The organism is Pseudomonas chlororaphis (assembly GCA_001023535.1).
GTDB lineage: Bacteria > Pseudomonadota > Gammaproteobacteria > Pseudomonadales > Pseudomonadaceae > Aquipseudomonas > Aquipseudomonas chlororaphis_E.
Map to the genome: position 1 here is coordinate 4,073,434 of CP011020.1, position 17,242 is coordinate 4,090,675.

The window sequence follows — 17,242 nt, forward strand, 5'->3', positions numbered from 1 at the left end:
GACCCTTTCATTCTTGATGGAGCACACAGCATGAGCGACAAGAAAAACGCCACGCCGGACGTGGTGGAAGAACCGCGGGGCGTGAGCCGGCGCAGTTTTCTCGGCACCGGTGCGGTCACCGGCGCCGTGCTGGCCGGTGCCACGGCGCTGGGCGCCGGCACCTTCACCCGGGAGTCATGGGCGGCGGCCGCCAAGGAAGCCAAGGAGGCCAAGTCCAAGGTCCATGTCGGCCCCGGCGAACTGGACGAATACTATGGCTTCTGGAGCGGCGGTCACCAAGGCGAAGTGCGGGTGCTGGGCGTGCCGTCGATGCGCGAGCTGATGCGCATCCCGGTGTTCAACGTCGACTCGGCCACCGGTTGGGGCCTGACCAACGAAAGCAAGCGCATCCTGGGGGAGAGCGCCAAGTACAAGAACGGTGACTGCCACCACCCGCACATCTCCATGACCGACGGCAAGTACGACGGCAAGTACCTGTTCATCAACGACAAGGCCAACTCCCGGATCGCGCGCATTCGCCTGGACATCATGAAGTGCGACAAGATCCTCACCGTGCCCAACGTGCAGGCGATCCACGGCCTGCGCCTGCAAAAGGTGCCCTACACCAAGTACGTGTTCGCCAACGCCGAGTTCGTGATCCCGCATCCCAACGATGGCCATACCTTCGACCTGCAGGACAAGAACAGCTTCACGATGTTCAACGCCATCGATGCCGAGAAAATGGAAATGGCGTTCCAGGTGATCGTCGACGGCAACCTGGATAACTCCGATGCCGACTACACCGGCAAATACGCCGCCAGCACCTGCTACAACTCCGAGAAGGCCTATGACCTGGGCGGCATGATGCGCAACGAGCGCGACTGGGTGGTGGTGTTCAACATCCCGCGGATCGAAGCGGCGATCAAGGCCGGCAAGTTCATCACCCTGGATGGCTCCAAGGTGCCGGTGGTCGATGGTCGCAAGACCGACGGCAAGGACTCTGAATTCACTCGCTACATCCCGGTGCCGAAGAACCCCCACGGCTGCAACACCTCGTCCGATGGCAAGTACTTCATCGCCAACGGCAAGCTGTCGCCGACTGTCTCGATGATTGCCATCGACCGCCTGGATGACCTGTTCGAAGGCCGCTACAAAGACCCTCGGGAAGTGATCGTCGCCGAGCCGGAACTGGGCCTGGGGCCGCTGCACACCACCTTCGACGGGCGTGGCAACGCCTACACCACCTTGTTCATCGACAGCCAGGTGGTGAAGTGGAACATGGACGAAGCCATCCGCGCTTACAAGGGCGAGAAGGTCAACTACATCAAGCAGAAACTCGACGTACAGTACCAACCCGGGCACAACCATGCGTCCCTGACCGAGACCAGCGAGGCGGACGGCAAGTGGCTGGTGGTGCTGTGCAAGTTCTCCAAGGACCGCTTCCTGCCTACCGGGCCGCTGCACCCGGAGAACGACCAGTTGATCGACATCTCCGGCGAAGAAATGAAGCTGGTGCACGACGGCCCGGCCTTCGCCGAACCCCACGATTGCATCCTCGCCCGGCGCGACCAGATCAAGACCCAGAAAATCTGGAACCGCAACGACCCGTTCTTCGCCGAGACGGTGGCACTGGCGAAAAAGGACGGTATCAACCTGGAGACCGACAACAAGGTCATCCGCGATGGCAACCAGGTGCGGGTGTACATGACGTCGATGGCGCCGGCCTACGGCTTGACCGAATTCACCGTCAAGCAGGGCAACGAAGTGACGGTCACCATCACCAACATCGACCAGATCGAGGACGTGTCCCACGGCTTTGTCATGACCAACCACGGCGTGAGCATGGAAATCAGCCCGCAGCAGACGTCCTCCATCACCTTCACCGCCGACAAGGCCGGCCTGCACTGGTACTACTGCAGCTGGTTCTGTCACGCCCTGCACATGGAGATGGTCGGTCGCATGCTGGTTGAAAAAGCCTGAGTCGGCCGAACGAGGAGACAGGCCCAATGGCCGGGAAACCGCAGCAACCCACGGGCCGCGCGTGCCAACCGGTCATTGCGCTGATGCTGGGCCTGTTATCGGGCGGCGCGTTCGGCGCGCCGCAGCCGATCACCGACCTGCCCTTGCAGGCCGAGGGCGACCAGCAATGGCGCCTGCCGGCGGGGCAGTACCGGGGCTCGTTCAGCGTCGATCAGCCGATGACCCTCACCTGTGCGCCGGATGCGGTATTCCTGGGGCAGGGCGAGGGCAACGGCGTGATCATCCAGGCGCCGAACGTGCGCATCCAAGGTTGTACATTCCTGGACTGGGGCCATGACCTGACGGCGATGAACGCCGCGGTGTTCATCAAGCCTGTCGCCCAGGGAGCGGTGGTACGTGGCAACCGGATGCAGGGCCAGGGCTTCGGTATCTGGGTCGATGGCACACGGGACGTCAGCCTGATCGACAATCGCATCCAGGGCGACGCCAGCCTGCGTTCCCAGGACCGGGGCAACGGCATCCACCTGTATGCGGTCCACGGGGCCCAGGTCATCGGCAACCAGGTGCGCGACACCCGCGACGGCATCTACATCGACACCTCCAACGGCAACCTGCTCCAGGGCAATGTCCTGGAGGACCTGCGCTACGGCGTGCATTACATGTTCGCCAACGATAACCGCCTGCTGGACAACGTCACCCGGCGGACCCGCACCGGTTATGCGCTGATGCAGAGCCGCCAGTTGACGGTCATCGGCAATCGCTCCGAACAGGACCAGAACTACGGGATCCTGATGAACTACATCACCTATTCAACCCTGCGCGACAACGTCGTCACCGACGTGCGCGACGGGTCCACCGGCGACACCATGATCGTCGGTGCCGAGGGCAAGGCCCTGTTCATCTACAACTCATTGTTCAATCGCATCGAAGGCAATCATTTCGAGCGCAGTGCGGTGGGCATCCACTTGACCGCCGGCTCGGAGGACAACCGCATCGCCGGCAATGCCTTCGTCCATAACCAGCGCCAGGTCAAGTACGTCGCCACCCGCCTGCAGGAGTGGTCGGCAGACGGGCGCGGCAACTACTGGAGTGACTACCTGGGGTGGGATCGCAATGGCGACGGCCTGGGAGATGTGGTCTACGAGCCCAACGACAACGTCGACCGCCTGCTGTGGCTGTACCCGCAGGTGCGGCTGTTGATGAACAGTCCGGGCATCGAATTGCTGCGCTGGGTACAGCGAGCCTTCCCGGTGATGAAATCCCCCGGGGTGCTGGACAGCCATCCGCTGATGGCGGCGCCGGTCCAACCCCCACCACGCAACAGGGCTCAGGAGGACGCGTCTTGAACGTCGTCGAGATCGAAGGCGTCAGCCAGCAGTATGGCGACGTTGCCGTGCTGCACGGGCTGAACCTGAACCTGGCCCAGGGCGAAGTGCTCGGCCTGTTCGGGCACAACGGTGCGGGCAAGACCACCACCATGAAGTTGATCCTCGGCTTGCTGCGGGCCAGCGAGGGCCAGGTGCGGGTCTTCGGGCGCGAGCCCTGCGACCCGAGTGTGCGACGCCTGCTCGGCTACCTGCCGGAGAACGTCATGTTCTATCCGCAGTTGAGCGGGTTGGAGACGTTGCGTCATTTTGCCCGGCTCAAGGGCGCGGCGCCGGAGCAGGTCGAACGGTTGCTGGAGGAGGTGGGCCTGGCGGACGCGGCCCGGCGCCGGGTGCGGACCTATTCCAAGGGCATGCGCCAGCGCCTCGGGCTGGCCCAGGCATTACTCGGCCAGCCGCGGTTGTTGCTGCTGGACGAGCCCACCGTGGGCCTGGACCCCATCGCCACCCAAGACCTCTATCAACTGCTCGATCGCCTGCGTTGGCAGGGCACCAGCATCATTCTCTGCTCCCATGTCCTGCCGGGCGTCGAAGCCCACATCAACCGCGCCGCGATCCTCACCCGCGGGCGCCTGCTGGCCCTGGGCAGCCTGGCCCGGCTGCGCAAGGACGCCGGTCTGCCGACCCTGATCCGGGCCTCGGGCCTGGCCCGCGCCGAGCAGTTGCAGCAGCACTGGCGCAGCGAAGGGCATGTCACCCAGGGCTGGGGCGCCGAAGGCTTGCAAGTGTCGGCGCCGGACGGCAGCAAGCTCGCACTGTTGCGCCAGCTGCTGGCGCAGCACAACCCGACCGACGTCGAGATCAAGCCGCCGTCCCTGGAGGACTTGTACCGCCATTACATGGTCCGTGCAGCCAGCGAGGAGGCCCATCAATGAACCCGATCCAGACCATGGCCCGCAAGGAGTTCTGCGACGGCCTGCGCAATCGCTGGTTGTTGGCGATCAGTCTGCTGTTCGCCGTGCTGGCCATTGGTATCGCCTGGCTGGGCGCCGCGGCGTCGGGGCAGTTGGGCTTCACCTCGGTGCCGGCGACGGTGGCGAGCCTGTCGAGCCTGGCGACCTTCCTGATGCCCCTGATCGCCTTGCTGCTGGCCTATGACGCCATCGTCGGCGAGGACGAAAGCGGCACCTTGCTGCTGTTGCTGACCTACCCGTTGGGGCGCGGTCAGTTGCTGCTGGGCAAGTTCGTCGGACACGGCCTGATTCTGGCCCTGGCGACGTTCATCGGTTTCGGCTGCGCGATGCTTGCCATTGCTCTGTTGGTGGATGACGTCGAACTGAGCCTGCTGCTCTGGGCTTTTGGGCGCTTCATGGTGTCCAGCACGCTGCTGGGGTGGGTGTTCCTCGGCCTGGCCTATGTACTGAGCTGCCTGTCGGCGGAGAAATCCACCGCCGCCGGGTTGGCCCTGGGGGTGTGGTTCTTCTTCGTGCTGGTGTTCGACCTGGCGTTGCTGGCGCTGCTGGTGCTGAGCGAAGGGCGCTTCAACCCGCAACTGTTGCCATGGCTGCTGCTGTTCAACCCCACCGATGTCTATCGGCTGATCAACCTGTCCGGATTCGATTCGGCCACCCACGGCGCCGCCGTGCTGACCCTGGGCAGCGATCTGCCGGTATCGGCGCCCGGGCTGTGGATGTGCCTGGTGGTGTGGATGGTCGTGCCGTTGTGGCTGGCCTATCGGCTGTTCCAGCGCCGGTGCCCGTGAATGACTGATCTTGATAAGGAGTCTGTAACGATGAACAGGGTGTATTCCAAGGGGAGCCGCCTGCTGGCCGGGATGCTGGTGTGCCTGGCACTGGTGGCGTGTGACCAGGCCGTGCCGCCAGCGGCCGGCGAGGCGCCGCTGGCGTTCCATCGCAGTGACGAGTGCCATGTATGCGGCATGGTCATCACCGATTTTCCCGGGCCCAAGGGCGCGGCGGTCGCGGCCGATGGGGTGAAAAAGTTCTGCTCCCCGGCGGAAATGCTCGGCTGGTGGCTGCAACCGGAAAACCATCGGGCCGACGTCAAGTTGTTCGTCCATGACATGGGCCGCAGCCACTGGGACAGCCCGGATGACGCGCACCTGATCGACGCCCGCAGCGCCTATTTCGTGGTCGGCTCCGGGCTCAAGGGCGCCATGGGCGTCGTCCTGGCCTCGTTCGCCGAAGCCCAGGCCGCGCAGAAGCTGGCAACCGAGACCGGCGGCCAGGTCCTGCGCCTGGAGGACATCGACCAGAAGGTGCTGGGGCAGGCGGGAGGCATGTCGTCGATGAGTCACTGAAGTTGCGGTAGCACGTGAATCGTGCGGCACGACAATGAGTTGCACGGCAGTCGTGGCGAGTGAGCAAGCGCTCTCGCCACGCTCTCGAAGGGCTTGCCGCCGTCTTCTCATCCCATCGAAGCGTCCACCCACTACCCAAGTAGCATTCGTCGCCCCGGCCTATCTTCGTACACTCAAGGTCCCTATCACGCACCCGCCGGAGGCGTAAATGCAGCAGGCAGAAGGCGTGGTCAGCGCCATGTCCGCGGCGACGGATGTCCAGGAAGTGGCCCAGGCGCTGGCGCGGCAGTTGTTGCACCCGCACCTGGGTTTCGTGCTGTTTTTCTGTTCCGCTGCCTACGATCTGCCGGCCCTCGGCCAGGCACTGTCCCAGAGCTTTGGCGGGATTCGCCTGGTGGGTTGCACCAGCGCCGGTGAAATCACCCCCCAGGGCTACGGGCGCAATTGTGTGACGGCGGTGGGGTTCGACCACCGGCATTTTTCCATCGCCGCCGAGCTGATCGGTGAAATGGAGCACTTTAGTCTGATCGACGCTCAGCAGATGGTCGAGCGTCTGGCCGGCGGGTGTCGCAGCAACGCCCTGGCGCCGATCAAGGGCCACAGTTTTGCGCTGACCCTGCTCGACGGCCTGTCCAGTCGCGAAGAAATGGTCCTGGCGGCCTTGAGCGCAGCGCTGGGCGACATCCCGCATTTCGGCGGTTCGGCCGGCGACGACAATCACCTGACCCACACCCATGTGTATTTCGAAGGCCAGTTCCACAGCGGCGCGGCGGTGGTGGTGCTGATCAATACCTGGCTGGAATTCGAGGTCTTCACCACCCACCACATCCTGCCCCGGGAAGAAAAACTGGTGGTGACCGGCGCCGACAGCGCCTCGCGACGGGTCTACGAACTCAACGCCGAACCCGCCGCCGAGGAGTACGCCCGGCATATCGGCGTGCCGGTGAGTGCCCTCGACTACCGGGTGTTCGCGGCACATCCGTTGGCGGTGCGCATCAACGACCAGTACTACGTGCGGGCGATCCAGCAGGTGCACCCGGACCTTAGCCTGAGTTTCTATTGCGCGGTGGAGAACGGCATCGTCCTCACGGCGATGACGCCAGGGCCGTTGCTGGACAACCTGCAGGCCCTGTTCGACGGCTTGCAGGCGCGGCTTGGCGACGTGCTGCTGACCATCGGCTGCGATTGTTTCCTGAGGCGCCTGGAGCTCGAAGACCGCGGCGGCCTGGAGCAGATCGGCCAATTCCTGCGCGAGCAGCGGGTGCTGGGGTTCAACACCTATGGAGAACAGTTCAATGGCATGCACATCAACCAGACGTTCACCGGAGTTGCCATTGCCCGTCATCGCGCCCCCGGCCATCGCTGAGCTGCAGGCCCAACTGGCCAACCTCGAACACGAGAACCGCAAGCTGCGGCGGATCAACGCGGCGCTGATCGAACGCGTGGAGTCCGGGGTGACCCGTGGCAACGACCCGTACGCGGCGTTCCAGCATTCGGTGGTGCTGGCCGAACAAGTGCGCGAACGCACCGATGCGCTGAACCAGGCCATGGCCGAGCTCAAGGCCGGCAATCACCTGCTGGGCGAGGCGCGGTTGCGGGCGGAAACCGCCCATCGGCACCTGATCGACGCCATCGAGAGCATCTCCGATGCGTTCGTGCTGTTCGACGCGCAGCAGCGCATCGTCCTGTTCAACAGCCGCTTCAAGGCTTTCTGGGCCCACAGCCGGGTGCGCATCATCGCCGGGATGCGCCTGTGCGAGGTCAAGCGCCTGATGACCGCCAACGGCCTGTTCAGCGAGGAGCCGCGGGGGCAGGCCGACGAGCACGTGCTGTACCGCATGCAGAACGGTCGCTGGCTGCAGGTCAGCGAGCGGCCGACCCAGGAAGGTGGGCGGGTGATGCTGTTCACCGACATCACCGACGTCAAGCTCAGTGAAACCGTGCGTCGCGAGCAAGCCATCGCACAGAAGTCCCACCTGCTGCAACGGGCCGTGGACAACCTGTCCCAGGGCGTGGCGATGGTCAATGCCCAGGGTGTGCTGGAGCTGTGGAACCGGCGCTTCCTCGAACTCAGCGGCCTGGCTCCCGTGGCGGCCCATCGTTCGTTCAGCGAAGTGATTGGCGACTCCGAGCTGCAATTGCTGACCCCGGCCAGCCGCGACAGCAATGGCCGCTCGGTCCACGAATGCGAACAGCGCCTGTCGGACGGCCGGGTCCTGGAGATCCGCACCCATCCGCTGCCCACTGGTGGCTACGTCAATACGTTCACCGACATCACCGAGCGCTACCAGCATGCCGAGGCACTGAGCGAAAGCGAGCGCTGGATCCGCTTGATCACCGACCACGTGCCCGCGCTGATCGCCTACCTCAACGCTGACCTGGTCTATGAATTCACCAACAAAGTCTACGAGCAGTGGTACTGCTGGCCCCGTGGCGTGATGCTCGGCCAGAGCCTGCGCGAGGCCCACAGCGAGCAGCATTACCAGCGCCTTGAAGCCTACGTGGCCCGCGCGCTGGCGGGCGAAAGCGTGACGTTCGAGTTCGCCGAAACCAACATCAACAACCAGGAGCGCTACATGCTGCGCTCCTACGTGCCCAACCGCCTGGCCAACGGTGAAGTGGTGGGGATCTTCGTGCTCATCCGCGACATCACCGAACGCCGCCGCACGGCCGAGGCACTGCACCAGGCTTATCAGAACCTGGAACAGCGGGTCCAGGAACGCACCGCCGAACTGACGTGCCTCAACGACCAGTTGCTGCGTGAAATCGATGAGCGCAGCCGGGTGGAAGTGCGCCTGCGCGAGGCCAAGCGAGAGGCCGAGCAGGCCAACTTGTCGAAAACCAAGTTCCTCGCTGCGGTCAGCCATGACCTGTTGCAACCGCTCAACGCCGCGCGGCTGTTCACCAGCGCGTTGCTGGAGCGCCGCGAGCCGGTCGCCAACGCGCACTTGGTGCGCAATGTGAGCAATTCACTGGAAGACGTCGAGAACTTGCTCGGCACCCTGGTGGACATCTCCAAGCTGGACGCCGGCGTGATCAAGGCCGATGTCGCGCCGTTCGGCCTGAGCGAACTGCTCGACAACCTGGCGGCCGAGTATGCCCAGGTGGCCCGCAGCGAGGGGCTGGCGCTGCACTTTGTCGGCTGTTCGGTGTTGGTGCGCAGTGACATGCAGTTGCTGGCGCGGATCCTGCGCAACCTGTTGAGCAACGCCATTCGCTACACCCCCAGCGGGCGCATCGTGCTGGGCTGCCGACGGCATCGTGGGCAGGTGTCGATCCAGGTCTGGGACAGCGGCATCGGCATCGCCGAAGACCGGCTCGAGGAAATTTTCCAGGAGTTCAAGCGCGGCGATGTGCAGCGGCCCAACCAGGACCGAGGGTTGGGCCTGGGACTGGCGATCGTCGAGAAAATTGCCGGGATCCTCGGGCATCGGATTCAGGTGCGCTCGTGGCCGGGCAAGGGCTCGATGTTCGCCATCGACGTGCCCCTGAGCGCCACGGCGCCCAAGCCGTTGCCGTGCCCGGACATGAGCGAGCCGATGCTGGGGCGCCTGCGCGGTGCCCGGGTCTGGGTGCTGGACAACGATGCGGCGATCTGTGCCGGCATGCGCACCTTGCTGGAAGGCTGGGGCTGCCAGGTGACGACGGCGTTGTCGGAGCAGGACCTGGCGCGCCAGATGGACGACGACCCCGCCGGCGCCGATCTGCTGATCGCCGACTATCACCTGGACCACGACCAGAACGGCGTCGACGCGGTGGCCCGGATCAACGCCCGGCGCACGGCGCCGATCCCGGCCATGATGATTACCGCCAATTACAGCAACGAACTCAAGCAGCAGATCCGCGAGCGCGGCCACACCCTGATGCATAAGCCGGTGCGCCCGATGAAGCTGAAGATTGCGATGAGCCACCTGTTAGGTGGGGGCCAGAGCCACTAGGTAGAACCTCATTGTGGCGAGGGGATTTATCCCCGTTGGGCTGCGAAGCAGCCCCTGGTTCCATCTTGTGTACCGAGTTGCCGTTTTTAGGGCCGCTTCGCGCCCCAGCGGGGATAAATCCCCTCGCCACAACCGGCATGTTTAGGGTTCGAACAGCATCAACGCCGCAGATAAGCCCCAAAATCAATATCCCCCGCGCTGAGGATCGCCTGCACTCGGTTGTGCACGTTGAGTTTGCGCAGGATCGCCGAGACGTGGGCCTTGACCGTGGTTTCGGCGATGTCCAGGGTGTAGGCGATCTGTTTGTTCGACTCGCCCTTGGTCATGCGTTCGAGCACCAGCAGCTGCTTGCGGGTCAGGGCCTGGAGCAGTTCGGCGGGGAAGGCCGGGGTTTCGTTCAGGCGGCGGCCCGTCGGGCTTTTCTGCGTGCGGATGATGTCTGGCGGCAGGTAGACGTTGCCGTTGAGGATCTGCTCGATGGCGTCGGTCATTTGCGAGCGCGGCGAGGATTTGGTGATGAACCCCACCGCGCCATAAGTGATGGCTTGCAGCACCACCTGCTTGTCCTGTTCGGCCGAGACGATCACCACGGGAATGGTGGGGGCCTCGTTGCGCAGGTTGATCAGGCCATTGAGCCCGTGCATGCCGGGCATGTTCAGGTCCAGCAGGATCAGGTCCAGGTCGTCGTGTTCGATGGTCAATGCCAGGGCACTGTCCAGGTCGGCGGTTTCCATGACCTCGCTGCCGGGAAAACCGTCGCTGATGACGTTGTGGATGGCTTCGCGAAACAGTGGGTGATCGTCGGCTATCAGAATTTTATACATGGCCATTCACCTCGTTATTGTGTTGTGGCTGGAGCAGGTGCACGCATTCAGGATCAGGGAAAAGGTTGGGGGCGGGCCGCTTGCAGGGGCAGGTTGGCTGCCTCCCAGGCATCGAGGCCATCGCGATACCAGTACAGATGCTTATAGCCCATGGCGGCGGCGCGTTTTACCGCGTTCCAGCTCAACCAGCAATCGGAGCGGCAATAAAAGACCAGTGGTTGCTCCAGGCGTCCGGCGGTGGCGTCGCGCAGGTGGCGGCTGAAGTAGTCCTGCCAGGCCGGCTCCAGTTCACCGTCGCCAGTATTGGCCAGCCACAGGCTGCCGGGCAGGTTGGCGTGAGGTTCATTGTCGATGAAGCGTCCCTGGAGCCAGGGCCGCCGGTAGACGTCCACCAGCACCGGCGGCGGATCCTGTTCGAGCAGGTGCTGCAGGGCGGGGGTGTCGAGGGTTTGGGCGCCGTCGACGGTGCTCGGCGTCGGGCTGCGGTACTGGGCAATGCGGTAGCCCTGCGGGGAAAACAGCAGCGTGTCGGCCTGCGCGGCATTCAGCGCCAGGCCCAGCAAGACCATGGCCAGCAAACGGGGCATAGGATTTATCCTTTTTGTTATGCGCCCATTACATGCCAGGGTCGAGGTCTTGTGAATGCGACCATAGACAGGAAAACCAGTACTAAAGTCGTAATTCGGGATTTGTAACTTTCCATTTAACCCTGTGGGAGCGAGCTTGCTCGCGATGGCGGTTTGTCAGTCATCTCTAATGTTGACTGAACTACCGCTATCGCGAGCAAGCTCGCTCCCACAGGAGTCCACCCACAAGGGATTGGCGTGAGCCGATCAACCCACCTTGCGCAGCGCCGCATGCTGGGGGTTGAACGTCCACACCGCCAGCAGGGCGAACACCAGCGTCAGGCCGGCGCACACCCCCAGCGCCAGCGGATTGAATTGCTCGTACAACGCGAAGCGCACCAGCTCCACCCCATGGGTGAACGGGTTCAGCGCACAAAGCCAGTACAACCAGGGGCTGGCCTCGAGCATTTTCCACAGTGGGTACAACGCCGAGGACAGGAAGAACATCGGGAAGATCACGAAATTCATCACCCCGGCAAAGTTCTCCAGTTGCCGGATCGCATTGGACAGCAGCAGGCCCAGGGCACTGAGCATCAGCGCCACCAGCAACAGCGCCGGCAATGCCAGCAGCAGGCCCATGACCGGCGGCTGGATGCCGTACAACCAGGCAATGGCGAGAAAGGCATAGACCTGCAGCAGCGAGATCAGCGACGTCGCCACAAGCTTGCTCGCCAGCAGGAAAGCCCGGGGCAGGGGGCTGGTCAGCAGCACGCGCATGCTGCCCATTTCCCGGTCGTAGACCATCGACAAGGAACCTTGCATGCCATTGAACAACAGGATCATGCAGGCCAGCCCGGGCACGATGTACACCTCGTAGGGGATGTAGGTGTCGTAGGGGGCGATGATCGCGATGCCCAGGGCCGCGCGAAAGCCGGCGGCGAACACCAGCAGCCACAGCAACGGGCGCACCAGGGCACTGAGCAGGCGGGTGCGTTGCAGCACGAAGCGCAACCATTCGCGCATGACGATGCCGCTGAAACATTGCCAATAGGCGTTCATGACGCAGCTCCCGCAGCGGTCAATCGGCTGAAGGCCGAGCCCAGGGTGCCGCCATGGGCCTGGCTGACGCTGTCGGCGCGGCCGCGGGCGACCAGGCGGCCCTGGTGCAGGATCAACAGGTCATCGCTGGGTTGCACTTCGTCCAGCAAGTGGGTGGTCCACAGCACGCTGATACCCTGTACCCGGCACAACTGCCGGATGTGTTCGCCCAGGGCCAGGCGACTGGCCGGGTCGAGGCCGACACTCGGTTCGTCGAGCAACAGCAGGCGCGGCTCGTGCAGCAGCGCTCGGGCGATTTCCACGCGGCGCCGATGACCGCCATTGAGGTCGCGCACCCGTTCGTGGCGCCGCTCGGTCAGGTGCTGGCGCGCCAGTTCGGCGTCGATCCGGGTGGCGCCCTGGCGTCGCGACCAGCCGTGCAGGGCGATGTGATAACGAAGGTTCTGTTCGACGCTGAGGTCCAGGTCGAGCGTGCTTTGCTGGAACACCACGCCCAGTTGCCGCAACGCCGGACGGGGCGAGGCCTGCAACGAATGACCGCCGACGCGGATGTCTCCGCGCTGCACATCGTACAGGCGCGTGAGCAAGGCAATCAGCGTCGACTTGCCGGCGCCGTTGGGCCCCAGCAATGCCGCGAAATGCCCGGCCGGCAGGCTGAAATTCACCTGCCGGAGGGCCTCGCGCGCACCGTAGGCGAAGCTCAGGTCGCTGACCTCCAACGCGTTCATGGCGTCACCACCACGCCCCAGGGGTAGCGCCCGACTTTCACCGACTTGAGCACCTTGCGGCTCTCGACGTCGATCACCGAGACATCGCCGCTCACGCCATTGGTTGCCAGCAATTGGCGTTGGTCCGGGGTGAACGCCAGTTGCCAGACCCGCCGGCCCACCAGCAGGTAATCGAGCACTTCGAAGGTCTTCGCGTCGATTACCGCCACATGATTGGCCGGGCCGAGGGCGACGAACGCGTACTTGCCGTCGGCGCTGAGCTTGATGCCCACCGGCTGGACCTTGTCCGGGTGCACGCCCTTGATCTGGAACGTCAGGGTCTTGAGCACCTGACGTGTGGCAACGTCGAGTATCGTCAGGGTGCCGCCGATTTCCGCCGAGGCCCACAGCTGGGTGCCGTCGCGACTGAATTCGACGAAGCGCGGCCGCTGGTCCACCAGGGTGCTGTCGGCCAGGGTCTGGGTGCTGGTGTCGATCCAATGCAGCATGTTGGTGGTTTCACTGGTGTTGACCGCCCACTTGCCGTCGGGGCTGACGGCCATGCCTTCGGGCTCGACCCCGACGCCAACCTGGCCCAGCACTTGGGAGGTCTGGGTGTCGATCACCGTCACCAGCGCGTCGTCCTCGTTGGAGACGTAGAGCCAGCGGTCGTTGGGGTGCAGGGCGAATTGCTCGGGGTCCTTGCCGGAGGGCAGTTCCTTGATGATCTTGCGGGTGGCCACGTCCATCACCTGGACCCGGTCCGAATCGCTGGCGCAGATGTACAGCAGCCGATTGTCGTGGGACAGCAGCAGGCCGCGGGGGCGCTGGCCCACCGGCAGGGTCTCGATGACCTCCAGGCTCTGCATGTCGATCAGGCTCAGGCTGTTGTCTTTTTCGTTGGAGACCCAGGCGATGCTGGCTGCGGCCGGGCCGGCGGCGAGCAACACAGCGCCGAGGGCGAGAACCTGGCAGAGCAGGGTCGGTTGGAACAGCGGGCGGCGCATGGCGGTTTTCCTTATTGTTGTGTGCGATCAGGGGTAGCGACAGCTCACTTCGGGCTGGTCGTAGCCCAGGCTGTCCATTTCATTGGTGGGGTGCAGGAAGCCCTCTTGGGGCGAAGTGCTGACCAGCGCTCGCGGCTGGACCAGGGGAATCGGTTGGCGCAGTTGGCCGTTCCAGGGGCGGTAGCTGAGTTTGCGGCCCTTGAAACCGTCCAGGGGCAATTGGTCGCCCAGGGCCAGTTGGCGGATGGCGAAGGGGTCGTCCTGGCGCAGTTTGCTCACGGCGCTGGCGATGCTGCGCACGGCGATCCAGGCCGCGAAGTCGCGGTCGTTCATCCAGCGGCCGGCCAGGTTCTCGAAGCGTTTTTGCAACTGGGCGGCGCCGTAGGTTTCCACGGTCTTGTGCCAGCCGGTGGGGGTCAACCCCTGCGTGCCGGCGACCGGGCGCGGGTACCAGGTCTGGTAGGGCAGGTATTCGCCAAAATCGCCGCGCTCATCGGCTACCAGCACCACGTCGTACTCGGCGGCCTGGGTAAACAGCGGCATGTCGGCCTGGGCGCTGCGGCGTTGGTCGTTGTCGAACTGCCAGGCCTTTTCGGCGACGATTTTCATTCCGAAGCGCTTCATCGCCCGGCGCAGGGCCGCGGCGTAGGCCTGGTCGTCGGCGGTCTGGCCGACGATCAACAGCGCCCGCTGCCATTTGCGCACCACGCTGAACTGCACCAGCGCATCGGCGAGCATGGCCCGGTCGGGCAGGCTATGCAGCACGTTGCCCAGGCAGTCGGTGGTGCGCAGGCTGTCGTCGGGGCTGCCGGCGTTGAAGATCAGGCTGTCGGGCAGGGCGGCGCTGAGCTGGCGCAGGCTTGCCGCCGGGGCATTCACCACGAACAGCCGCAAGCCCTGTTCATGCTGGGCGCGGGCCGCCTGCAGCAGGGCTTCGGGGGTGTCGACCTGGGCGCTTTCCAGGCGGTAGTCCTGCTTCAGGAAACGCCCGGTGCTGTTGCTGTCGATCACCGCCAGTTCGGCGCCGCGCAGCCCCGCGTCGGTGGGTTCGGCGATCACGTTGGACAGCAATGGCCCTGGGTCGGGGCGATAGCCCAGGTAACCGATGCGTACTTGCAAGGGCGTGTTCTCAGCAGCCTGGACGACGCCCGGCAGCCAGCCACTGGCCGTTGCCAGCAAGGGAATCAAGGCGTAACTGACGAGCCGGCGCATACCACCTCCATTGCAGGTAGCGCCAGCATAGGAAGCCGTTGGGCCTGGGGAAATATGCAGAAAGTACCGCCGGGCCAGTACCAAGGTAGTAAACCAACGCCGAGCAGGGGGTTTTAGGATGCAGGCATGGGGCATTCATCAGGGAGCGCACAGATTGTGCGAATGTTCAAAGCGCTGCTCTTGCCGCTGTTGCTGATCCTGAGCCTGGTTGGAGTGGATCGGTTTTCTGCCAGGCACAAAACATTCAAACACCCGCAATCCCCTGTGGGAGCGGGCTTGCTCGCGAAGGCGGCAGTCCTGTCGATGCCGATGCAAGCAGACCCATCGCTTTCGCGAGCAAGCCCGCTCCCACAAAGGAACTGTGGCGTGCATGAAGGTTGTGCGTCAGTTCCGACAACAGGCCGCTAACCATGTCAGCCCTCTGGCGAATCAATCTCTGGGTCACGGTGTTCTTCGCCCTGGTGACCCTGGCCTGCGCCACGCTGCTGTTGCACCAGGCCGTCGCCGATGTGCAGCGCGAACTGCAATCGGCCGGGTCGGTGGTGCATTACCTGCGCGAAACCGCCGAACGCGACCCGGCCAGCCTGCAACCGCGACTCACCGGTAGCCTGCGCCACGTCCGCGTCCGTTGGTTGGCGCCGGGGGAACAGTTTCCGGCCGACCCCGACGCCGGGCTCAAGGACTGGCTCGGCCAGCGATTGCTGGAGGATGGGCCCGCCCCTCAAGTGGTGGACCTGCGGGACGGTCGACGGGCCTGGATTGCGGTCGATCCTCGGGACGAAATCGATGAGATCCTCGACTCGCTGGTGCAACTGCTGGGCGTCTGCGCCCTGGCTCTGTTGGTCAGCCTGTTGGTGATTCGCTGGGCGGTGCGCCAGGGCATGCGCCTGCTGGATGAGTTGCTCGATGCGCTGCGTCAGGTGTCCGCCGGGAACCTGCACGTGCGCCTGCCGGCCGAAGGCGTGCCTGAAGCCCAGCAACTGGCCGGGCATTTCAATCGGATGACCGCCGCGCTGGCCCAGGCCCAGGCCGACAATGCCCGGCTTACCCAGGCCCTGTTGGCCGTGCAGGAGCAGGAGCGCACCCAGCTGGCCCAGACCCTGCACGATGACCTGGGCCAGTATGTGGCGGGCATTCGCGCTCGGGCCTGCCTGCTGCGCCTGGTGCTGGACCAGCCACCAGTGCTGGAGCAGACGGTCGGTCAGTTGGAGGAACACTGCGAGCATTTGCAGCAGGGGTTCCGCGCGCTGGTGCATGACCTGTACCCGGTGGTCTTGCAGCACTTGTCGTTGCACGAAGCCGTCGGCTTGCTCGCCGGGCAATGGCAGAAGAACCAGGGCATCGCTTGCCAGGTGCACATCGATCAAGCGCTGCCGGCGTTGCCGGGGGCGGACAAGACTCATCTGTATCGCTTGTTGCAGGAAGCGTTGACCAACGTGGCCCGGCACGCAGGCGCCACGCGGGTGCGGATCCGCCTGCAACACCGGGCCGGGCGCCTGCGCCTGCTGGTGCGTGACAACGGCCGCGGTGCGAAGCAGCCGCCGCGCGCTGGCGTGGGCCTGCATTCGATGATGGAGCGGGCCCGCAGCCTCGGCGGTGAGTTGCGCATTATCAGCCAGCCCGGCGACGGTTGGGCGCTGGCCTTGAACATGCCTCTGGAGGGCTGATGAACATTTTGCTGGTGGATGATCATGCGGTGGTTCGGCAGGGCTATGCCAGCCTGTTGCGGGCACTGATGCCGGACTTGCAGGTGCGGGAGGCGGCCACCGGGGAGGAGGCGCTGAACCTGGTCCAGGAACAACTGCCTCACCTGGTGATCATGGACTTTGGCCTGCCGGGCATCAGCGGGCTGGAAACCACCCGGCGCCTGCGCCAGCGCCTGCCGCAACTGCGGGTGTTGTTTTTCAGCATGCACGACGAACTGCCGTTGGTGCGCCAGGCCCTGGACGCCGGCGCGGCGGGCTACCTGACCAAGAATTCGGCGCCCCAGGTGCTGGTGGAAGCGGTGCGCCGGGTGCTGGCCGGGCATGCCTACATCGAACAGTCCCTGGCGACGCAGCTGGCCTGCGCCAGCTCCCGGCACGCCGTCGACCCGCGCCTGCAATGCATGACCCAGCGCGAGTTGGAAATCTTCGTCATGCTCGCCAAGGGCACCCCGGCGCGCACGATTGCCGAGCAGTTGTGCATCAGCGCCAAGACCGTCTCCAACCACCTGACGCTGCTCAAGAGCAAGCTGCAGGTCAGCTCTCACGCCGAGTTGGTGCACCTGGGGATCGACCTGGGGGTGGTGCGGGTGGCGGGGTGACAGCCGACCTCCCTGGAATC

The 17,242-nt window shown here is 64.6% G+C and carries 15 protein-coding genes; 9 read left to right on the forward strand and 6 right to left on the reverse strand.

Features of this window, described 5'->3' with window-relative positions; genetic code table 11:
* Positions 1–30 precede the first annotated feature (30 nt).
* The 7 genes from VM99_17840 (at position 31) to VM99_17870 (ending at position 9,542) form a co-directional block, all read left to right on the forward strand.
* A complete protein-coding gene (locus VM99_17840; GenBank protein AKJ99839.1) occupies positions 31–1,959 on the forward strand; it encodes a nitrous-oxide reductase in 1,929 nt (642 codons plus the stop codon).
* Positions 1,960–1,985: 26 nt separating this feature from the next.
* Positions 1,986–3,305: a copper-binding protein gene (locus VM99_17845; protein ID AKJ99840.1), complete on the forward strand. Its 1,320-nt coding sequence runs from the start codon at positions 1,986–1,988 to the stop codon at positions 3,303–3,305.
* Entirely contained in the window at positions 3,302–4,219 is a 918-nt protein-coding gene (locus VM99_17850) for a copper ABC transporter ATP-binding protein (protein AKJ99841.1), read from the forward strand. The genes VM99_17845 and VM99_17850 overlap by 4 nt, the downstream gene beginning before the upstream one ends.
* Positions 4,216–5,046: a membrane protein gene (locus tag VM99_17855; protein AKJ99842.1), complete on the forward strand. Its 831-nt coding sequence runs from the start codon at positions 4,216–4,218 to the stop codon at positions 5,044–5,046. Before VM99_17850 ends, VM99_17855 begins: the two co-directional genes overlap by 4 nt.
* 30 nt (positions 5,047–5,076) lie before the next feature.
* Complete coding sequence (locus VM99_17860; GenBank protein AKJ99843.1) at positions 5,077–5,604, forward strand: NosL protein; 528 nt, start codon at positions 5,077–5,079, stop codon at positions 5,602–5,604.
* Positions 5,605–5,812: 208 nt separating this feature from the next.
* Positions 5,813–6,970 carry a GfdT protein gene (locus VM99_17865; GenBank protein ID AKJ99844.1) on the forward strand — a complete coding sequence of 386 codons (1,158 nt, stop codon included), beginning with the start codon at positions 5,813–5,815 and terminating at the stop codon, positions 6,968–6,970.
* Positions 6,939–9,542, forward strand: coding sequence for an ATPase (locus VM99_17870; protein AKJ99845.1), 2,604 nt, complete (start codon positions 6,939–6,941; stop codon positions 9,540–9,542). The genes VM99_17865 and VM99_17870 overlap by 32 nt, the downstream gene beginning before the upstream one ends.
* Before the next feature lie 158 nt (positions 9,543–9,700).
* On the opposite strand, the gene VM99_17875 is transcribed toward VM99_17870, so the two are convergent.
* The 6 genes from VM99_17875 to VM99_17900 form a co-directional block, all read right to left on the reverse strand.
* A complete protein-coding gene (locus VM99_17875; GenBank protein AKK01790.1) occupies positions 9,701–10,366 on the reverse strand; it encodes a LuxR family transcriptional regulator in 666 nt (221 codons plus the stop codon).
* A 53-nt stretch (positions 10,367–10,419) separates the two neighbouring features.
* On the reverse strand, positions 10,420–10,953 hold the full coding sequence (locus tag VM99_17880; GenBank protein AKJ99846.1) for a sulfurtransferase: 534 nt from the start codon (positions 10,951–10,953) through the stop codon (positions 10,420–10,422).
* Between the two features lie 246 nt (positions 10,954–11,199).
* On the reverse strand, positions 11,200–11,991 hold the full coding sequence (locus VM99_17885) for a multidrug ABC transporter permease (GenBank protein AKJ99847.1): 792 nt from the start codon (positions 11,989–11,991) through the stop codon (positions 11,200–11,202).
* Positions 11,988–12,719 carry an ABC transporter ATP-binding protein gene (locus tag VM99_17890; protein AKJ99848.1) on the reverse strand — a complete coding sequence of 244 codons (732 nt, stop codon included), beginning with the start codon at positions 12,717–12,719 and terminating at the stop codon, positions 11,988–11,990. The genes VM99_17885 and VM99_17890 overlap by 4 nt, the downstream gene beginning before the upstream one ends.
* Positions 12,716–13,705, reverse strand: a complete 990-nt coding sequence (locus VM99_17895; protein ID AKJ99849.1) for a membrane protein — start codon at positions 13,703–13,705, stop codon at positions 12,716–12,718. Before VM99_17895 ends, VM99_17890 begins: the two co-directional genes overlap by 4 nt.
* 27 nt (positions 13,706–13,732) lie before the next feature.
* Positions 13,733–14,917, reverse strand: coding sequence for a branched-chain amino acid ABC transporter substrate-binding protein (locus VM99_17900; GenBank protein ID AKJ99850.1), 1,185 nt, complete (start codon positions 14,915–14,917; stop codon positions 13,733–13,735).
* Positions 14,918–15,327: 410 nt separating this feature from the next.
* On the opposite strand from VM99_17900, the gene VM99_17905 reads away from it, so the two are divergent.
* Together VM99_17905 and VM99_17910 are read left to right on the forward strand one after the other, a co-directional pair.
* Positions 15,328–16,584 carry a histidine kinase gene (locus tag VM99_17905; GenBank protein AKJ99851.1) on the forward strand — a complete coding sequence of 419 codons (1,257 nt, stop codon included), beginning with the start codon at positions 15,328–15,330 and terminating at the stop codon, positions 16,582–16,584.
* The gene (locus tag VM99_17910) at positions 16,584–17,222 is read left to right on the forward strand and encodes a LuxR family transcriptional regulator (protein ID AKJ99852.1); all 639 of its coding nucleotides are present in this window, start codon (positions 16,584–16,586) and stop codon (positions 17,220–17,222) included. The genes VM99_17905 and VM99_17910 overlap by 1 nt, the downstream gene beginning before the upstream one ends.
* The last annotated feature ends 20 nt before the right edge of the window (positions 17,223–17,242 follow it).